Source organism: Actinoplanes sp. KI2 (assembly GCF_025630775.1).
Taxonomy (GTDB): Bacteria; Actinomycetota; Actinomycetes; order Mycobacteriales; family Micromonosporaceae; genus Actinoplanes.
On record NZ_JAOSZE010000049.1, the window covers coordinates 53144 to 70617 of the forward strand.

Here is a 17474-nt window from a genome sequence, read left to right on the forward strand (position 1 = left end):
GTGTGCGCACCCTACGTGGTTTGATCGCGACACTCGTCGCACAATCGGTCAAAGCTTCTCGGCTTCCGCTTGGATCAGACCTGCCGCCAGGCCGTCGGCGGCGTGTCGGATCAGCGCGCCGCTGAGCTCGGCGGCTGCCCGGAGCGCGTCGTCGAACTGTTGCAGTGCGCGGAACATGGCACCGTGCCGGGCCTGCTCCGCGAGCGGGATCCGTGGCACCTGGGCGCGGCGTACGTCGAACCTCAGCGTGGCCGACGAACCGCCTGCCTGTCGCTCGTTTGCGGAGGTGCGCAGGTGGCCGGCGAGAAACCAGGGATCGAGCGTGTCCGGGTCGCAGCGCAGCAAGTGCAGCCCGCGACCGAGCACGGCGGTGTTGTCGCCGATGACCCGGGCGGTGAGGCGCGGCGCGAGCACCGGCACCACGACGTCACCGGGTCGCAGCGGGATGACCGGCGCGATCCGCAGGTCGGTGTGGCCGGACGCGGGTCGCCCATGTAGGACGTCGTCGCTGGTCAGGACCGGACGGTCCGGGATCGGGTCGGTGTCAGCCGATGCTGCGCGGACCGGTCCGAGCAGTTGGAGGTGACCGGCGCGGATCAGATCGCCGACCGCGACGGCCGGCAGCGGCCCCGAGGGGTCGGCTTCCGGGCTGAGGTTGGGCATAAGGTCTCGGATCGAGTCGATCAGTTCGGCCAGGCGTTGCTGGCTTTCTTGGACGGTGATCGCGCTGTTGTGCCCGGAGTCGGAAGCGGGCGTATGCCTGCTCGGGGTGAGGTCGACTTCCTCGTCGAGCAGGTCGATCACCGGAACAGCTTGGGCCAGGCCAGCGCCGGTCTCGACCGCCTCGACGATCTTCGCGGTGCTGGCGTTGACGTCGAGTGCTGTGGCGTCGATGAGTAGCACAGCGGAGGCAGGGGTGTCTCGGTCCAGGATCCATAGGTGGAGGCCGACCGCGTGTGGCGCGGCGGCGCCCGCGGGGAGCGCGACGATGGCCTGGATCGCGCTGCGACGTAGCAGTTCGGCGCGGATGCGGCGGCCCGCACGCCGGCCGGCCGCCGACGGCGGCATCAGCAGGACCGCCCGACCGCCGGGCTCGAGGTGGGCCAGCGCGTGCTGCACCCACGCCAACTCCGGCTCGGTACGCGGCGGGACGCCGAACTCCCAGCGGCGGTCGTAGCCGAGATCCTCGTGACCCCAGTTGGTGAGGCCGAACGGCAGGTTCGCCACAACGGCGCCGAACGTGCGGCCGGTGAACCCGTCATGGCGCAGCGAGTCGCCTGTGTGGATGTGGCCGGCCAGGTCGTCGACGGCCAGCCAGAGTTTGGCGAGGCGGGTGGCGGCGGGGTCGTTGTCCTGGCCGTACACCTCGGTGGCCCCTCCGCCGATGGCCGCGCGCAGCAACCGTCCCGTGCCGCAGGCGGGATCGAACACCGTGCGGCCGCGTACTCCGGCCAGCGTGACCATGAGATCGGCCAGCGTGTCCGGTGTGGTGACGGCCCGCTGGCCGGGCAGGTCGGCGAAGCGCTGCCAGAGATCCGCGAAGACCTTGCGGTGACCGTGGTGAGCGGTGAGCGAGTCGAGGTCTGGTCGCAAATTCTCGTACGGCAGGAGGGGTACGCCGCGTAGGTGATCGCCGGCAACGGCGAGAGCCTCCGAGGGATCTCCGGCTGCTGCGAGCAGGGCACGCCAGAGCCGGTCCTCGGCCGCGACTTCGGCGAGCTTTCCTTGCCCGGCGAGCCATTTCTCGACCTCGTCGAGGTCGAACTGCGGGCTTGCGGCAGTGCCTCCGACCGGGGCAGGGAACGAGTCGTAGCGCTTGCGCCAGTTGCTGACGGCGGCCCGGCCGACGCCGGCCAGCCGCGCGATGTCGGCGGCGGTGACTCTCGCTCTCTGCTGCATGAGAGCAGTGTACACAATCCAAGGCAGAAACCGTTGTTGACATAGTTCACTGATACTGCTCTTATTGACGGCGCACTGGGACTCGCTCGACAAGCCGCCGGCGTCGGCGGATCGAGGGCTTCTCGGACGCGCTCGCCGTCGAGTCGGATTGACGACATGGCTTGGTGTCGATTCCTTCTCATCAGAAAGTTCTTGTATGTCCCGTCCGTCCACCGTCCCTGCCTGGGTCCCCGATCCGCGGATTGTGCTGGCTCAGCTCGCCAGCGGGATCCTGCGATATGCGGAGGAGACCGCTGACCGGTCGGCGTTTCGGCTGCCGTACCCAGCGAATCTCCAAATCGCGCTGGACCGGCTGAGCCTGCTCGCCTGGCACCAAGAGACTGCGGCTCCGGCGAGCGTCGTGGAGCTGCTGCAGTGGGGCGGCACCCCATTCGCCGACTGGCCGCTCAGGCTGCTGGACGCCGACGTCGACCCGGAGGAGTCCCTGCTTGCCCACGGACGACCGACCGCGATCTGTGAGGAACTCGGCAGCCTCCGCGGCGACGTCGAGGGCGAGATGCGGGAGAACGCGCTGATCCGTGCGGTGATGGACCGGACGCAGGCCGCTCAGGCTCCGGCTTCCTACGTGGCCTTCCGTCGCCTTCTGGTGGAGCATCCGGTGCTCACCGCGCTCGATCTGGACGTGCGCCTGGCCGACCCGGATCTGGCGTTGGTCGCCGATCAGGTGCGCCAGGCGTACCCCGACGCGCCGCCGGAAGCGGCAGCGGATGGCGTCGTCCGCACCTGCGGCGGTTGCGGCGGGCTTCTGCTCCCGCTGGACGATGACCGCACCTGGACCTGCGAGGACGACTCGTGTCCCGATCCCGGACGGGCAGGACCGACGCATCCGGCCGCAGAAGGCGTGCGGAGGCTCCGGCGAGAACTTCGGACGTTCATCGCCGCTCCAGGACGAGCGGAGCTGAGGATCGCCCAGGCGATAGAGAGCGTGGGCGTACCCGTCGCCCTGTGGCCGGACTTCGACGCATGCGACCTGTCCGTGTTCGCCGAACGACCGTGGGTCGCCGACGTCAAAGCGTGGCGGAACCCCACCCGGCTGGGGCGGGCTCTGCGGGCGCGGATGTTCACGGTGCCCGCCGACGCCGAGCGGGCATTCATCGTCATCGGGCAGGAGCAGGTCAGGGCCCAACAGCGCTACATCGAGCGGCTCCGCCGAGCCTGCCCTGCGGTACGGCCCGGCCAGCGGGTCCTCGCCGTGTCGGAGAAGCAGTTCCTAGAGGCCGTACGCGGGCGGGTGGAGAGGGAGTCGTGAGGCAGATCAGGACGGTCGAGAACCGCTTTCGCCGGGCGTTGGAAGGCAGCTACAGGCCGGCCGACGGGCAGCCGTCTGCGGTGGCCCTGATGCGTACGGAACTCTGCCTGTACCTCCTGGCAGGCGTGGCGCAGGGTCAGGCAGCGACCGGCGTGCCGGCGCTGCTCGACGGCTATCGAGCCCTGTGGGACGCGGTCGAAGACCCGCCCGCCGACGCCGTCGTACGGCTGACGAACGCGCGCACAATCCTCTGGCCCAGCCGCCGGTCCTACGGGTGGGACAACGAACTGCGCGCCTACCTGGCCGTGCCCGAGGAGGTCCGCGGCTTCCGGCTGGACGACCTCGGGCGCCCGGTCCGGCGCGAGTGCCGTGTAGCCCCGCAGCGGTGGGACTGGTTCGAGGAGTTACTCACTGCCCCGCTGCCGTTTGCCCCGGTGCAGGCCCGGTTCGCCGAGCCCGGCCGATACCGCATGGCGTCGACGGCACGCGGCGTCGGCATCGCCATCCCGGACGATCTGCCTGCGTCCCCGCCGCCTGCACGGCACGACATGACGGTGCGCGCTCGGCAGGCGGTCGAGGTCACATGGTCCAATCTGGTGGCGACCGCACGGTGGATGGACAACGCCGACGCGACCGCAGGCCGGCCCGGCAACAAGTGGACCGGACGCCTGCAGGACATCATCGTTCAGGTCCGCCACGGCGATGACACCTTCGTGGAGTCGTCGTCGCTGCGTATAGACCGAATGCTGCACCTGGTCGGCATGGTCAGCGTCGGTAAGAGCACCCTCGTCATGATCCTCGCGGTCTGGGCCGTCCGGCATCAACTCCAGGTCACCATCGTGGTCGGCGACAACTCGGCAGCGCTGCGGGCAGCGCATGAGCTGTCCGCGTACGAGGGAGTGGCCGCCGCTCCCGTCATGGGTCAGAACCGGACCCGGCACGCGGAACGACTGCACCGGCTGCAGCCATCGTCTCCTGGGCGGTTGCTTCCTCGGTCGCCGTACGGCTTCGACCTGGTGAGCACCGCCTGCGGGTTGGACGGAATGCGCGAGACCGCGACGCCATTGGCGGTCCGGGAGGCCCCGTGCCAAGACCTGATCACCGCTGACGGCGACGAGCCCCTCGATGGGTGGCGCAGCGGAACCCGCCGAACCTGCCCCCTGTGGCATCGCTGCCAGCGGCACGAAGCGGCCAGGCGGCTGGTTACCGCGAACGTCTGGATCGCGACCCCGTGGAGCCTCGTTCACACCCGGGTGCCGGCGCCGCTCAGCGACGGCCAGCTCCGTTACCTCGAGGCCGCGTGGCGCCGCAGCGATCTGATCCTCGTCGACGAGGCAGACCAGGTGCAGGCCAATCTCGACGCGATGTTCGCCAACTCGCAAGTCCTGCTCGGCCGCAGCGACGAGGCGTGGATCGACGAGATCGGCACTCGGGTCAGCGACCGTCTCCGCGCGGCAGGCCGGGCACAGGTGCGTTCGCGGCAGATCCGCCGGTTCATGCTCGCCCTCAACAACGCCCGCACCGCGTCCGACGTGATCTACCAACTGCTGCACCGCGACCGCGTACGTCCGGGGCAGCCGGTGCTGAGCTGGCTCGACCCCGACTATTTCACCGCCTGGTCGCTGTTCGACGGCCTCGTCCAGGACTGGGCCGGGCTGACCGGCAGCAAGGACCCAGGGTGGGATGATGACTCGCTCTACCAGGCACTGCGTCGGCAGTTCAACGCCTTCATCGATGCGCCCACGGACATCGCCGAGGACGGCGTTGCCCGGGGCCTCGCCGATCTGACGGAACGCCTGCTCTCGGACACGGATGAAGACGTACGCGAAAGTGACGTCCGCCGTTGGCTCACCGATCTCACCGGTACGGAGTTGGTCGAGGGCACCAAGGTCACGCCCAGCGACCTGGATCGCAACGTGTGGCGGCTGGAGTTCGCGATCGCGGTGGCCGTGATGGCACACCGGCTTAACCTGATGCTGGCGATGTGGCCCGAGGTAGCCGCCGAGCTCGAGCTTTTCGAAACGCTGCCAACGGAGGTGCGGCGCCCGCCGCTCGATCTGGCCGTGGCCGTTCCCGAGTCGCCCATGGGTAACGTGCTCGGTTTCCAGTACATCGAGGACGAGACAAGCCGCCGTGATGGGCAGCTGGGCGAGTTCCGCTTCTTCCGCTACACCGGCGTCGGCCGAGCACTTCTGGTGAACATGCCTGATCTGTTCCCGGCCGACGGCTACGGCCCGAACGTCATGCTGCTCTCCGGCACCAGCTGGGCCGGCACCTCACCGCGCTACCACATCGACGTGCCGGTGGGCGCGATCCTGCGGCCCCCGGCTGAGAAGCTCGCCGCGATCGCCCGGACCACATTCGCTCTCGATATCCAGCACGCGGGGGAGCGCAGCACACCGATCTGGGTGTCCGGCCGATACGGCGTCGAACGGACCGCCGCGTTGAAGCAGATGGTGGCCGCCCTGACCCGGCCCGGCGCCGGACCCCGGCAGCCGAATCGCCTCGAACGCGAACGAGCCGACCTGCCGCCCGACCGGAAGAAGATCATGCTGCTGGTCGGCAGCTACGCCGAGGCGCGCACGGTCACCGACGAGTTGCTGCGGCAGAAGTCCTCGTGGCAGGGGCAGGTGCGGTGCCTGGTCGGCGACGACGAGCAGGAAAGCGGCTGGGACGACACCCATCTGCTTCGCCGCACCGACGTCGCCGAGTTCGGCACCGATGATGACGCGTGGCTGCTCGTCGCGCCGATCCTCGCCGTGGAGCGCGGGCACAACATCCTGAACACCGCCGGCGTAGCCGCGATCGGCGCTGCCTTCTTCCTGGTCCGGCCCCACCCGCGTCCCAAGGACCTCAGCTACGTCACTCAACGCATCAACCAGTACGCCCTGGAACAGCTCGCACCGACCCCAATCAGCGAAGGCCCCGACCACGAACGACTCGCCACCGCAGGACGGCAACGCCGGCGTGCCGCGCAGCGTGAATGGCGCCGGCTGCTGCACGCGCTCGTCGCCTACAGCCAGCTCGGCACCAGCGAACGCAACCGCGTCGCCTGGACCCAGCTGGTCACGATCTGGCAGGTGGTTGGCCGCCTCCTGCGTGGTGGCCAGGCCGCCAAGGTCTATTTCTGCGACGCCGCCTTCGCCCCGAACACCGCGCGCCGTGGCGACGATGTCGCCGATCTCGACGACGCCAGCTCCAGCCTGCTGTACGGCATGCGCGACGTTCTCCAGCCGTACTTCGACTCCACCGGCACGCACGCCGACCGGCACCTCGTTCAAGCCCTCTACCAACCTCTTTACCAGGCCCTCAGCGCGATGGGAGACCACTGATATGGCACCCCGCTACGACGAACTCGCAGTCACCGTGCTCCGGCTGGACCCGGCCCATCCGATCCGCCGCGGATACCACCTCATGCGCTTCCCGGGTCGCTGGAAGGAACCGCTGCGCCGGCTGGCCCAGGCGCGCCGCGGCGGCGACGTTGCCAGCATCCCGATCGCCTCGCTCAACGAAGCCATCACCGCGCTGGTCCCCGACTGCGTCGTCACCCTGCCGTACGCCGGCCGCGGCGACGCGGACCAGGACTGGCTGCTCGCCTACCGCGAGATCAACCCTGCGGCGATATTCGCCCTGGTCGCCGCCTGGGTCCGGGCGCAGAAGGCCACACCGGACCAGATCCAGCTGACGCTGGCCCAGCTGAATGCCACCGATCTGGCCTGGTCGCCCGTGCATCTGGATCTGACCACGCCCGACGACCGGCAGCGTGCCATGCGGCTCCTGCCCATGGAGATCGCCGCGACCCTGTCCCGACCCGACGCCTGCTGTACGCACAACAACCTGCGGTTCCTCCGATGCCCGAGCCCCGACGGTGCAGAGTTGATCTCCTGGCCGCCCGAGCGGCTCGAGGACCAGACGCCGTTCTCCGTCAAGGTCGGCATCACCGCGCAAACCCTGCCGACGAGCGAGGAAGTCCTGATCTACCTGTCGTTCGGCGTCCGGCGCTGGATGCCGGTCCGCGGCAAGCTCGCATCCGACCACGGCCACTCGGTCTACCTTGCCCCCACCGTGCCCTACCTGACCGGACTGGAGAACTCCCGCCATTTCGGCACCGCCCGCATCCGGCGGACCAGGGTTACCGCTGCCGACGGCACGACGGCCTACGAAACCCGCTGGGACGACGCAGTCGCCCAGGTCCTCCGGGAAGCCGGCTGCCTCGACCGGCTCCCCAACCCGGTGCAACTGGTCGACAAGCCGATGGACTACCTGCAGCGCCACGGCGACGCCGCAGCGCTGGTCTACAGCGCCGGAATGCTGTCGAACGAGAAGGTCAGCGCCGGACTGTCGGTCGCCGACCGCGAGCCGCTGATGACCTGGATCGCCACCGAGCTGAACCCGCAATTCCAGCTCGCGATCCCGCTGCCACGCGAAAAATGCACGGTATACAAGGGCCTCGGCGGTGCCATCGACGGCCCGATCTCCGCCAGCTACCTCCGCGACATCGTCGGCCCTCGCCTGGACATCGAACTACTCACCGACACCGAGCCCGCCACCAGGTACGCCCTCGACCGACTGGCCACCCGCCTCGGCGTCAGCGCACCCTCCCCGGCCGACCTCGACGGGACGGGGACGCTTCTCGACCTGGGGGACCTCACTGTCAGGATTCGGCACATCCCGGCGCCCAGCATCCGCGCCGACCTCGAACGCGCCGGACGCTCCACTCGCCTTGCCGTGCAGGCCCGCATCGAGGAAGTCATCGACACTCTCGGGGCTGCGTCACACCCCACCATCAGCTTGGTCGAGATCGGCCACCCGGACGACTACCAGGGGAGACGCCGCGGCGACGACCCCAAATTCGCCATCCGCCAGGGTCTGCTGCAGACCGGCCGGCTCAGCCAGTTCATCACCCCGGTCGCCGACCCGAAGCGCCCGCCGCGCGTTCGTGAGGGCAAAGAACCCTCCGATGCCAACCGCGAACGGTTCGCGGCAGCCGTCGACGACCTCTTCCGCCAGCTCGGCATCCGACCGCAACCGCTTCCCGAACCGGCCCGAGGCACCATCCCGCGCCGACCGGCGCTTCTCGGCATCTGGATGATTCGGCAGAACAAGGGACAGGTCTGGGGAGTGGCCCGACAGGTACCGGTCGCGGTACTCGCCGACCCGACCGGTCGCGAGGTCCAGATCTGTGCACCCCAAGTGCCGTGGCAGCCCCTGCACACCGGCTTGCTCGAGATCGGCAAGCGCTACGTCGAGGCCGATCTGAAATGCGGACCGGAAGACGTCGTCCGGTTCATCAAGGACGTCGTCGACCAGGCCATCGACGCCTACCCCGACACGCTTCTGCTCACCCACGCCCAAAACCTTCGCTCGGTCTGGAACACCCTCGCCAACAGCCGCATGCAGCTGGACGCCCTCGGCTTCGGCGCCGGCGACCCTCAGCCGATCGGAAAGCTCCGCGGCCTGCGCCACGTACGAGTACGCACCGCAGAAGGCGGCGAAACCCCGGAATGCTACGGCGTCAGCGCCACCGAAACCGGCCAACCCAAGGGACTTTGGCGCTTCCTGCTCGGCCGGGTCTACGGCAGCACCAGCACCAAACCCAGCACCAGCTCCGGAGCACTCAAAGGCGTATCGAAACTCGTTCCCGGCGAACACAACGGGAAGCTCCAAGCACCGAAGGCGAAGGCTCAGGTCTGGAACCCCCAGTTCATCGAACTGACCGTAGCGGGGCTCCAGGACGGCGACTGCCCGGAGCACTGGGCCGCCCTCGCCCACGACCTCCGCGACGCGGCACCCTACGCCCGGAACACCACCATCCTGCCCTGGCCGTTGCACCTGGCAGAGCAGATCGAGGAGTACCTGCTGCCCTCAAAGGTCGGCACGACGCCCTCCGCCGACTCGTCGGAATCGGAATGAGGCTTCTGATCGTCGACGAGGCGATAGGCCGTCGCGATATCGTCGGTGGGCTATGACGGACGCTACGGCTTTGACCTTCGACGACTACGCTGCGGAGTCGGCCGTGCTCGGCATCTACCGGCAGGTCTTCGCGGTGCTCGCCCGCGAGGCCAACCGGATGGTGGACGATGCGGCATCGGTCCGGATCGACGAGGCGATCCTGCAAGCCTTCGCCGGCTCCGGGCCGAACGGCATGACGATCGAGCAGGTGATCACGGCCTGCGCGGGCTTCCCAGCTTCGACGGTGCGAAGCCGGTTCGACGTGCTCAAGTCGTACCGTGCGGTCACCCGGGTCAACGAGCGGGCGCACGAGATGTTCTACCAGGCCGCCTTCGCCCCGTACGTGATGCTGTTGTTCCTGCGGCGGCTTTCGGAAACGGGCGGCCAGGCCGAGCTACACCGGATGCTGTCGATGGCGCGGCTGGCCGTCGAGGACGACTCCACCACGTTGGAGGACGCCCGGGATCACCTGCAGGAGATGACGAACGTCTTCCGGCTACTGGCCAACCCGATCATGCAGCTGGCGAAGTCGGCGACGGTGGAGGCGCTGCGTGCGCAAGCGCAACCGCTACTGGGCAACAGCGATCTGCTGGACAAGGCGCGGATCTATCACGATGCGGCGGCGACCCGGTGGCCGCAGCTGCTGCCGGAGTGCACCGAGCTGCGTATGGCCCTGGCGGCGTACCGGGACGCGGTGAACACCGCGGCGCGGCGCTTGCTCGCGCATGCGGGGAAGACGCGAGCCCTTGGGCTGTTGCCGGCCGAACGGTGGCGCAGTTTCGCCCGGGACAGCAGCGCCGAGGTGTTGGCACAAGCATTGGATGGCCTGCTCTTCGACGCGCCGGCGCCGTTCTTCAGTGCGGACGACCTGTTGGATGCGGTGGAAGACGGGCTTCGCACCGATACGGGTCGGTTGCCGCCGCCCCGGCCCCGTATCGACGACGAGCCGCCGCCGACCGAGCTGGATTCCGACCCGGAGGCGGAGCTTCTGGCGGCCCGGGCCGAGGAATTGCTCGACGGGCGTGAGACGGTGACGGTGGCGGAGTTGCTCGCGGATGCGGGTGACTGGCCGGCTGGGCGGCGCGTGTTGTCCGATCTGACGGCGATCCATCTGAGGTCCGAGCTTCCGTACGGGCTGGCCTGGGGTGATGGGTTGCGCATCGACGTGACCTCGCCGCGCACCTGGGTCAGCGACGGCTGGTTCACCCGTCAGGGGACGGCCGCAGGATGAACGAGCGTGACACGGCGTTGTGGTGGGCTCGGATCCGGTCGGGTGGCCCGCAGCGGGTCTCTGCGGGCGGCCCCACACCGGCTGGGCTACGCAGACTCGTCGAGGCTGATGCTCAAGGGGTCTGGATGATCCCCAACCTGCCGGAGAGTGCCGGTCCGGTGGTGTTGGCCGAGTACGGACTGCCGGGTACGGCGATGCCCGACAGCAAGGGCACGTTTCGGGTGCTCGGCGCCTGCATACGCTGCTGCTGGCCGGACCCGGGGACCGACCTGTGGCCCGGCCAGCCGGCCTCGATCACTCATGTCGGTCGGGTGCTTGAGCGGCTGGTGCCGGGGCGCACGAGGCTGAGTAGGCAGCAGTTGCTGTCCGGTGGTTTGCGCCGTCTCGCGACGTACGGCTGGGTTTTGCTGCAGGAACGAACGGACACCGTGCGCCTCGGGCCTCGGGTTGCATCGTGGGGCGCCCTCGAGTTGAGCACGATTCGAGAGTTGTGGCGGGTGATACCCGACGACACAGCGCCGGACGACCGGCGGGAGGCATCGTGACACGGCCCAATCCGGTATTCGAGGAGGTCCTGGGCTCCCTGCCCGATCGGCAGCGCGAGCTGGTCGAGGCCGCTTACGCGGTGTTGGAGCACAGCAGCGAGCCGGTTCACCGCCAGTACCTGCCGGCGCTGCAGGATGCGACGAGTCACGAGCGGCTGGAGCAGCTGCTGCGCCGTACTGGCCGCACGTTGGTCGCCGTGGATGGCCTGCATTTCACCTCGGGATTCGACGACACCGTGGCTGCGGAGTTGGCGACGATGAACTGGCAACCGTTGCCGCTGGTCGACCGCGCGGTGCTGGTGCTTGTCCTGGTCTACTCGATTGCGATCCCCCGCAGCGAGGAACAAATCGGTCCAGATGCCTGGACGAGCCCTTATCCGACCACCGTCGGCGACATCTTCAGGAACAGCAAGGTGCCGGTCGCGGAGGCTCGGGCGGCGCTGGGTCGGCTTACCGCCAGCGGACTGCTGCGGAACGTGCGGGGCAGAGAGCACGAGGGCGGCTACGTGCCCGGCCCGCAGTTGCTCCGGCTGACCCCGGCGGCCCGCGAGCGATTGCAGGATCAACTCATTCTCGCTGCGGCACCGGATCATCCCCTCGCGGCAGTCGTCCGCGAGCGCCGCCAGAGTCACCAGCAGGGAGCGTAAACGTTTGACGACTCCGATCGCGTCGTCGGAAGGCCCCGTCGAGGACCTCGTCGGCGCCCGCGTCCTGGCGGGCATTCAGATGATCAATATCTCGCGCTTGTCGACCCATCCGGTCCCGATCACCGCGCGCGGTTTGATCACTGTCGCCGGGCAGGGGCCTTCGGACTCCAACGGCGCCGGGAAGTCCTCGTTCATCGCCGGCCTCAGCCTGCTGCACGCCGACGATCAATGGCGGCTGCAATCCGGTGCCCAGGCGGCGGCGGAACTGCTGTTCACCGCGGAACTCGCCGGCCAGGAGGCGATGCATGCCAACGCCGAACGCGGCTACATCATCGGGGTATTCGTCCCGCCGGACAGTGAAACCGTCGACGACCTGGACGCGTCCGCGCTGACCGTCTGGCTGCGGATCAACCGGCAGAGTCCTCATCTGGAGCTGCGGTGGGCGTCTCGCCTGCACGTCGCCTACGGCGACACGGAGGATGAGCGGGCCGGCGGCGTCGACCGGCTGTGGGACGCGCTGCCAAGGAGCAACGGGCGTACGGACATCCGGGCCAACCGGCTCGCGCGCACGCTGTACGGAAGCACAGTGCGGTGCGTCTCGTTCCTGTCGACGTCGGTGCGTGCCAGCCCGACCGCGAACCTGCTCGCCCAGCCGTTGAACGAGCTGTCTCCGGAGCGGATCTTTGACGCGATCGGCGCGGTCACCGGACTGACTCGGGAGATCGAGCAGGAGCAGAAGGCTCGGGCCGAGGAACACGACCACGCCGCCACTGCCGAGCAGGCCCAGAAAGACTTCGAAGTCTGGGACGAGCGTATGGCCGTGGTCGAGAAAGGCATCGAGGACAGGGAACGCGCTCGAAGTCTGCTCTCGGACGCCCGCGACATATGGCGCCACCGCTGCGCCCGACGCCTCGTCGACGGCATGGACGAGGCAGAGAGCATCGCCGCCGCGCTCGACAACAACGAACGGCACCGCCGGGAACTGGACGAGGCCATCGACCAAGCCGACCAAGCGGTGACCCGGCTGTCCGACGACAAGGCATTCGAGGCCAGCTACCGCGCCCGGGTGAAGGCCTACGACGACGTCAAGAACACCGCGGACGACCTGCACAACGAGCACAGCCGCAACGTGGGCAAGGCCGACACGCTCTCCGGGCAGCTCAGGACCCTGCGAGAGCAGGCCGAAAGCGCGGATGGACGCACTGTGGCGGAAGCCGAGGACGAACTCCGGGTTGCCGAGGAGCGAATCGGAGCGGCGCAGCGCGCCAAGGGCATTACCGATCACGCGCGGAAGGCCGCGCTCAAGGCGCTGGAAGCCGCGGAACGCGGCGAGGACGTCGCGGTGGAGCAGGTACGCGCGTTGCGGACGGAGGGCATCACGGCGGTCCCGCTCGTCGACGCGATGTCGTTGACCGAAGACCAACGCGCGACCTGGGAGCCGCGACTCCTGCCCTACCGGCACGCCGTCGTGGTCGAACACCACGCTGCCGGGCGAGCCGTCGCCCTGCTGGCTGCGATGCCGGGATCGCTACTCGTCGAGGCGGACCGCACCGGTCAGGTGGCTACCGCCGACTTGCCGAGCAGCACGGACACCGCCCTGACGGTCAACGGCTTCCTTGCGGCATTGCGTGAGCGCAGCGGTGTGGACCAGCACATCGACACGATCGCCGGCGTGCACGGCGTCGCCAACCTTCCCGACGCCCTCACCGGCAGGGCGGGCCGGATCCGGGCGGCGCAGGAAACCCTGGCCAGGGCCACGGACGCCGACAAGGTGGCCGATGAGGGCATTCGGATCGCGAAACGTGCACGAGACCGCGCGGCTGGACACGTCCGCGGGGCGCAAGCTGCTGTCGAAGCCGAACGCGTCGACGCGTCGATCTCCACGCTGCGAACGCGTAATGCCGAGATCGAGCAGGCGCAGAAGGATCTCGCTCTCCCCCTCCGGCTGGCGAAGGAAGGCTGGGAGGCTGCGCTCGGCGAGCGTGTCGCGCGAGATCAGCAGATTGAAGCGGCCAACGCCGCCCTGACCAACCTCAGGAAGGAACTGGATCAAAACCGGGAGGAATGGAACACACTGACCGACCAGCGCGCCGCCCTCGACCTTCCCGGTCGGCAGGCTGCCTGGACCGGCACCGTCGACACCGCCCGGCAGCACCTGCTCACCCTGGACGAACAGGAACAGCTCAGATCGGCCGCCGAGTGGGACGACCTGAGTGCCCGGCTCACCGACGAGACCCGGCACACGTGTTTTCCAGCCGACGCGCCCGAGCAACACCTGCCCGAGGAACTACGGGTCGTCGACGATCAGCGCCGCGACCGGCGTTCTGCCGCGTACATCCGCCTGATCCCCGAGGTACTCCGGATCGTCGGCTCATATCTCGAAGAACGCGAACTCCTCGACCAGCGAAACAGCGATCAGATACGCCACGAGCGGGCCGACAAGACCCTCACCCTGCGCGGTGCCCAGGACGCTCTCGACGAAGCCAAGAAGGCGTCCAACGCTCTGCGCGCCACGACCGCTACCGCCATCAAGAGGAAGCTGCGGCAGGTCTCCGAGGAATTCGACCGGCTCGACCAGGCGTATGGCGGATATGGCGGCAGTCTCGACTTCCCCGAACCCGAGGCGCCTGCCGACCCGCAAAAGGCCTGGCAGTGGAGCATCACGCCGAGGTGGCGGCGTGGCGAGGGCAAACCGCCCTCTTCGTACCGGCTCCGCGGCAACACCGCGCAGATGGACGATAAGGCCGTCAAGCTCGTCTGCGCCGCCGCCCTCGCCGGCTCACGCGACCGGCCGCTCTTGCTGGTGCTCGACGAACTCGGCCGCAACCTGGGCTCCGCTCACCGTCGCGATGCCGTCGCCCTCTTCGAGAACATCGGTCGCGACCGCGCGATCAGCGTCGTCGGCGCACTCCAGGACGACATGGAGCGATACGCGATCGGCTCCTCCAGCTTGTATATCAAGCTGCGACGGCCCTCCGACATCGTGCCGTACAACCAGGCCCCCGTCGTCGTTGGCAGCGACGCGGACGCCGCACGAGTACAACTGCTCGCCAACTGGATGACGTCCTTCCGGCCGGACCCAGAGACATGACGAACCCCGACGAGGACACCCCGGAACCCGAACAGGACAGCGAGATAGCGCTCACGTGGATTCGGGATCACCCCGGCTTGGCCGCCTACGCGCCGGTTCCGGCCAGCGGTCGATTTCCGCGCGACAGCCGGAACCGGCCACGCCCAAGGAACGCCCGGCTACGCCGCGCCGAGCCCGACCTGCCACCAACCCGGCCACCAGGCCTGCTCAGCGACGGTGACTGGTCCTGGATCATCCGCACCGAGCACACCTGGAGCAGTTTCGCCGCCCGATTCGGTGACCAGGCATACCCGATCGCGGTCGCCCTTGCTCAGGCCGGCTGCATCACGATCGGCCACAACCTGAACGGCAGCTCCCTGGCCCAGCCGCCACGCCGGGTTTACCCACACCCCGACCTGGCTGCGGGCGAGAACGAGCGCCGCAACCGGCGCCGCGACAATCGCACCGTCCTACAGAACCGGGCGGTCGAGCTCGCCTCCATGATCGCCGACGACTGGCCGGGCGTGGCTCAGGCGCTGCTGCACGGAACCGACAACCCGGAGCGGCTCGTCTGGGCCATCAACGCCGCATCCGATCTCGCCGACGGCCGGATCCACGACTCCGTCCGCGCCTTTGTGCAGCACCACGCCGGACACACCAAAGCTCGTGACGATGTCCACCATCTGCTCGCCGACCTGGGATTCGAACCAGAAGCGCTCTCCGCCCTCGGCCTGGCCCGCAGTCCGTACATCGGCCTCGGCGGCCCGATCCAACTCCACTCCGCCGGCGGATTACTCGATCTGTCGGTGCTGCCCGGCCCGCACGACATTCGACTCAGCCCGCACCACCAACTCCGTTTGAAGCTGCCGGACAACGTCGAGTCCTTACTCGTCATCGAGAACCGGCAGGCCGCCGAGACCATCTGCGACATCCACCCTTCCCAACCTGTCGTCTGGTGCCACGGACAACCACCCGACGCGGTACTTGCCCTCATCGTCCAGGCCGCCCGCCAAGCCACGGTCACGATCATCTGCACCGACGCCGACCTCGGCGGCGTACGCATCGCCGCCCGGATTCATGACGAACTGCCGGCAGGTACTGCCGTGCACGTCATCGATGTCGGTGCTGCTGAGCACGATGCCGGGCGGCCCTTCAACACCCACAGCCATATCCGGCTGCAGCAACTCGCCGCCCGAACCGACCAGATCGGGACCTTTGCCCAGCATTGCCTGGACCGGGGATATCCGATCGAACAGGAGGCAACTGCACGAGCTGCCCTTCGCGAGGCGCTCAGCTCGGTGGACCGGTGACCGGCCGATCCCGAACGCCGCACAGATGCGGCTCCGACGACGGCGGACGTCGCCTGGGCCCCACCAGAGGGCGATTAGACATCGGCGCCGAGGGTACGCGCGGCTCAAGGTCATGAATCGATAGGCGAGCTTCTCCGTTCGCGCTGGCCGAGCTCGATCAGCTGAGATTGCCTACCGGCGCCGATTCCTGCCAGAGAAGTACCCGCAGCTGCTGGACGACGAACCGATCGAAGCCTTCGTCGTCGACGACATGGACGACCCCGAACCACGTAGTCGACGGCGCGTTCAGCGTGATCGACGAACTCGTCGGCGAGGTGAGCCCTACCTGCGCTAATCCGGAGCAGGTCTTAAACTCGACTCCACGCTGGCCGTCGAGTGACCCGGGGATCAGACATCGAGCAAAGACTCCCACAAAAGTGCTCTAAATACGCTTTTTGCAGGTAGGCCGTGTGTGGTCATGACGATTATCCGCATTAGGAAACCGATGCTCAGGCGTCACGCCCGCGGCGCTCCCGTGGTGCTCGGATGTTTGGCGTCGAACCAGTGACCTTTCTGGGTGTAAACGGGGCGCCGTCGACAGTGACCCTGCCTGTCCGCCGCGAGGCGTCGGGCGGCGACCTCGGGCAGATCATCGACGCTCGTCATGCCACCGGCTGCGCCGCTTACGACAACGACGACGGGACGGCTGCGCCGCCGTGGCGCAGCCGTCCGATCTGCGGTCGCGGACCGCGCAGGCACGATGCAGGGTACGGCGCCATCGAGGCAAAGGCGCGGCGCCCGGCTATTGGTGATTAAGCAAGACCGTTTCGGTGATAACCAGCTCGCCGTGGAATCCTCCCCTGGGTTGAGGTGCTTTGCGTGACCCGCCCGGGGCACACACGGGGATCCCCAAACATCACCTTCCGTGGTTATTTTGTCTTCAGGGGTGGCCAGCGGTGCCTGAACGGTGGCGCCGAGTTCAGCCGTGGTGTTCCCGGTGATCGTGACGCGCGTTCCAGTTCGCCGATGCGGTCGTCGTAGCGCAGTTCGAGGTGGAAGGCGTCGAACAGCTGGCGTAGCCGCTGTTCAGGCAGCCTGCTGATGTCGATGTTCGGCTGGGGACGGCGTCGAGCAGCGCGGGATTGGTCGCTGGTGATGCCTGGCTCCGCTGGGCGAGTTCAGCGAGCTGTGATGTCTTCTGCTTCTCCGGCTCGGCGCGGTCGCCCTCGCTGCGGGCACGATCTCTTCGGCAACCCGCTCGCGCGGGCGCACACGACCTTCGCCGCCCTCGCTGATCTGATCACCGCTCGCGAAATCACCTGCCGGAGGGTGAGTCGTGCTCACCCCGGTGCTGACGACGATGACGGCAGCGCAGCACCGCATTTCATCCGGTACGGACCCGCTCCGAAGCCAACGAGCAAGGAGGAAGGATGTACGGTCCCGTGATCCGTCGCATCGCCCTGCCGGCCGGGGAGAAGATCCCCGTACTGGGGCAGGGCACCTGGCACCTGGCGGAGGTTCGTGAGCACCGG

10 protein-coding genes are annotated in these 17474 nt (G+C 68.4%); 9 read left to right on the plus strand and 1 reads right to left on the minus strand.

Annotated features, from left to right (window positions below; translation table 11 throughout):
* Positions 1 to 48: 48 nt before the first annotated feature.
* Positions 49 to 2112, minus strand: a complete 2064-nt coding sequence (locus ODJ79_RS38480) for an N-6 DNA methylase (RefSeq protein WP_263028625.1) — start codon at positions 2110 to 2112, stop codon at positions 49 to 51.
* Here ODJ79_RS38480 and ODJ79_RS38485 point away from each other — a divergent pair.
* The 9 genes from ODJ79_RS38485 (at position 2096) to ODJ79_RS38525 (ending at position 16758) form a co-directional block, all read left to right on the plus strand.
* On the plus strand, positions 2096 to 3208 hold the full coding sequence (locus ODJ79_RS38485; RefSeq protein WP_263028626.1) for a hypothetical protein: 1113 nt from the start codon (positions 2096 to 2098) through the stop codon (positions 3206 to 3208). The genes ODJ79_RS38480 and ODJ79_RS38485 overlap by 17 nt on opposite strands.
* Entirely contained in the window at positions 3205 to 6540 is a 3336-nt protein-coding gene (locus ODJ79_RS38490) for a transposase (RefSeq protein ID WP_263028635.1), read from the plus strand. Before ODJ79_RS38485 ends, ODJ79_RS38490 begins: the two co-directional genes overlap by 4 nt.
* A 34-nt stretch (positions 6541 to 6574) precedes the next feature.
* Positions 6575 to 9121: a pPIWI_RE module domain-containing protein gene (locus ODJ79_RS38495; protein WP_263028627.1), complete on the plus strand. Its 2547-nt coding sequence runs from the start codon at positions 6575 to 6577 to the stop codon at positions 9119 to 9121.
* A 70-nt stretch (positions 9122 to 9191) separates the two neighbouring features.
* Positions 9192 to 10391, plus strand: a complete 1200-nt coding sequence (locus ODJ79_RS38500; RefSeq protein WP_263028628.1) for a hypothetical protein — start codon at positions 9192 to 9194, stop codon at positions 10389 to 10391.
* 125 nt (positions 10392 to 10516) lie between these two features.
* Positions 10517 to 10936 carry a hypothetical protein gene (locus ODJ79_RS38505; protein WP_263028629.1) on the plus strand — a complete coding sequence of 140 codons (420 nt, stop codon included), beginning with the start codon at positions 10517 to 10519 and terminating at the stop codon, positions 10934 to 10936.
* Positions 10933 to 11583: a hypothetical protein gene (locus ODJ79_RS38510; RefSeq protein WP_263028630.1), complete on the plus strand. Its 651-nt coding sequence runs from the start codon at positions 10933 to 10935 to the stop codon at positions 11581 to 11583. Before ODJ79_RS38505 ends, ODJ79_RS38510 begins: the two co-directional genes overlap by 4 nt.
* A 4-nt stretch (positions 11584 to 11587) precedes the next feature.
* Complete coding sequence (locus tag ODJ79_RS38515) at positions 11588 to 14674, plus strand: hypothetical protein (RefSeq protein WP_263028631.1); 3087 nt, start codon at positions 11588 to 11590, stop codon at positions 14672 to 14674.
* Positions 14671 to 15963: a DUF2399 domain-containing protein gene (locus tag ODJ79_RS38520; protein WP_263028632.1), complete on the plus strand. Its 1293-nt coding sequence runs from the start codon at positions 14671 to 14673 to the stop codon at positions 15961 to 15963. The genes ODJ79_RS38515 and ODJ79_RS38520 overlap by 4 nt, the downstream gene beginning before the upstream one ends.
* A 525-nt stretch (positions 15964 to 16488) precedes the next feature.
* Positions 16489 to 16758, plus strand: a complete 270-nt coding sequence (locus tag ODJ79_RS38525; RefSeq protein ID WP_263028633.1) for a hypothetical protein — start codon at positions 16489 to 16491, stop codon at positions 16756 to 16758.
* Positions 16759 to 17474: the final 716 nt, after the last annotated feature.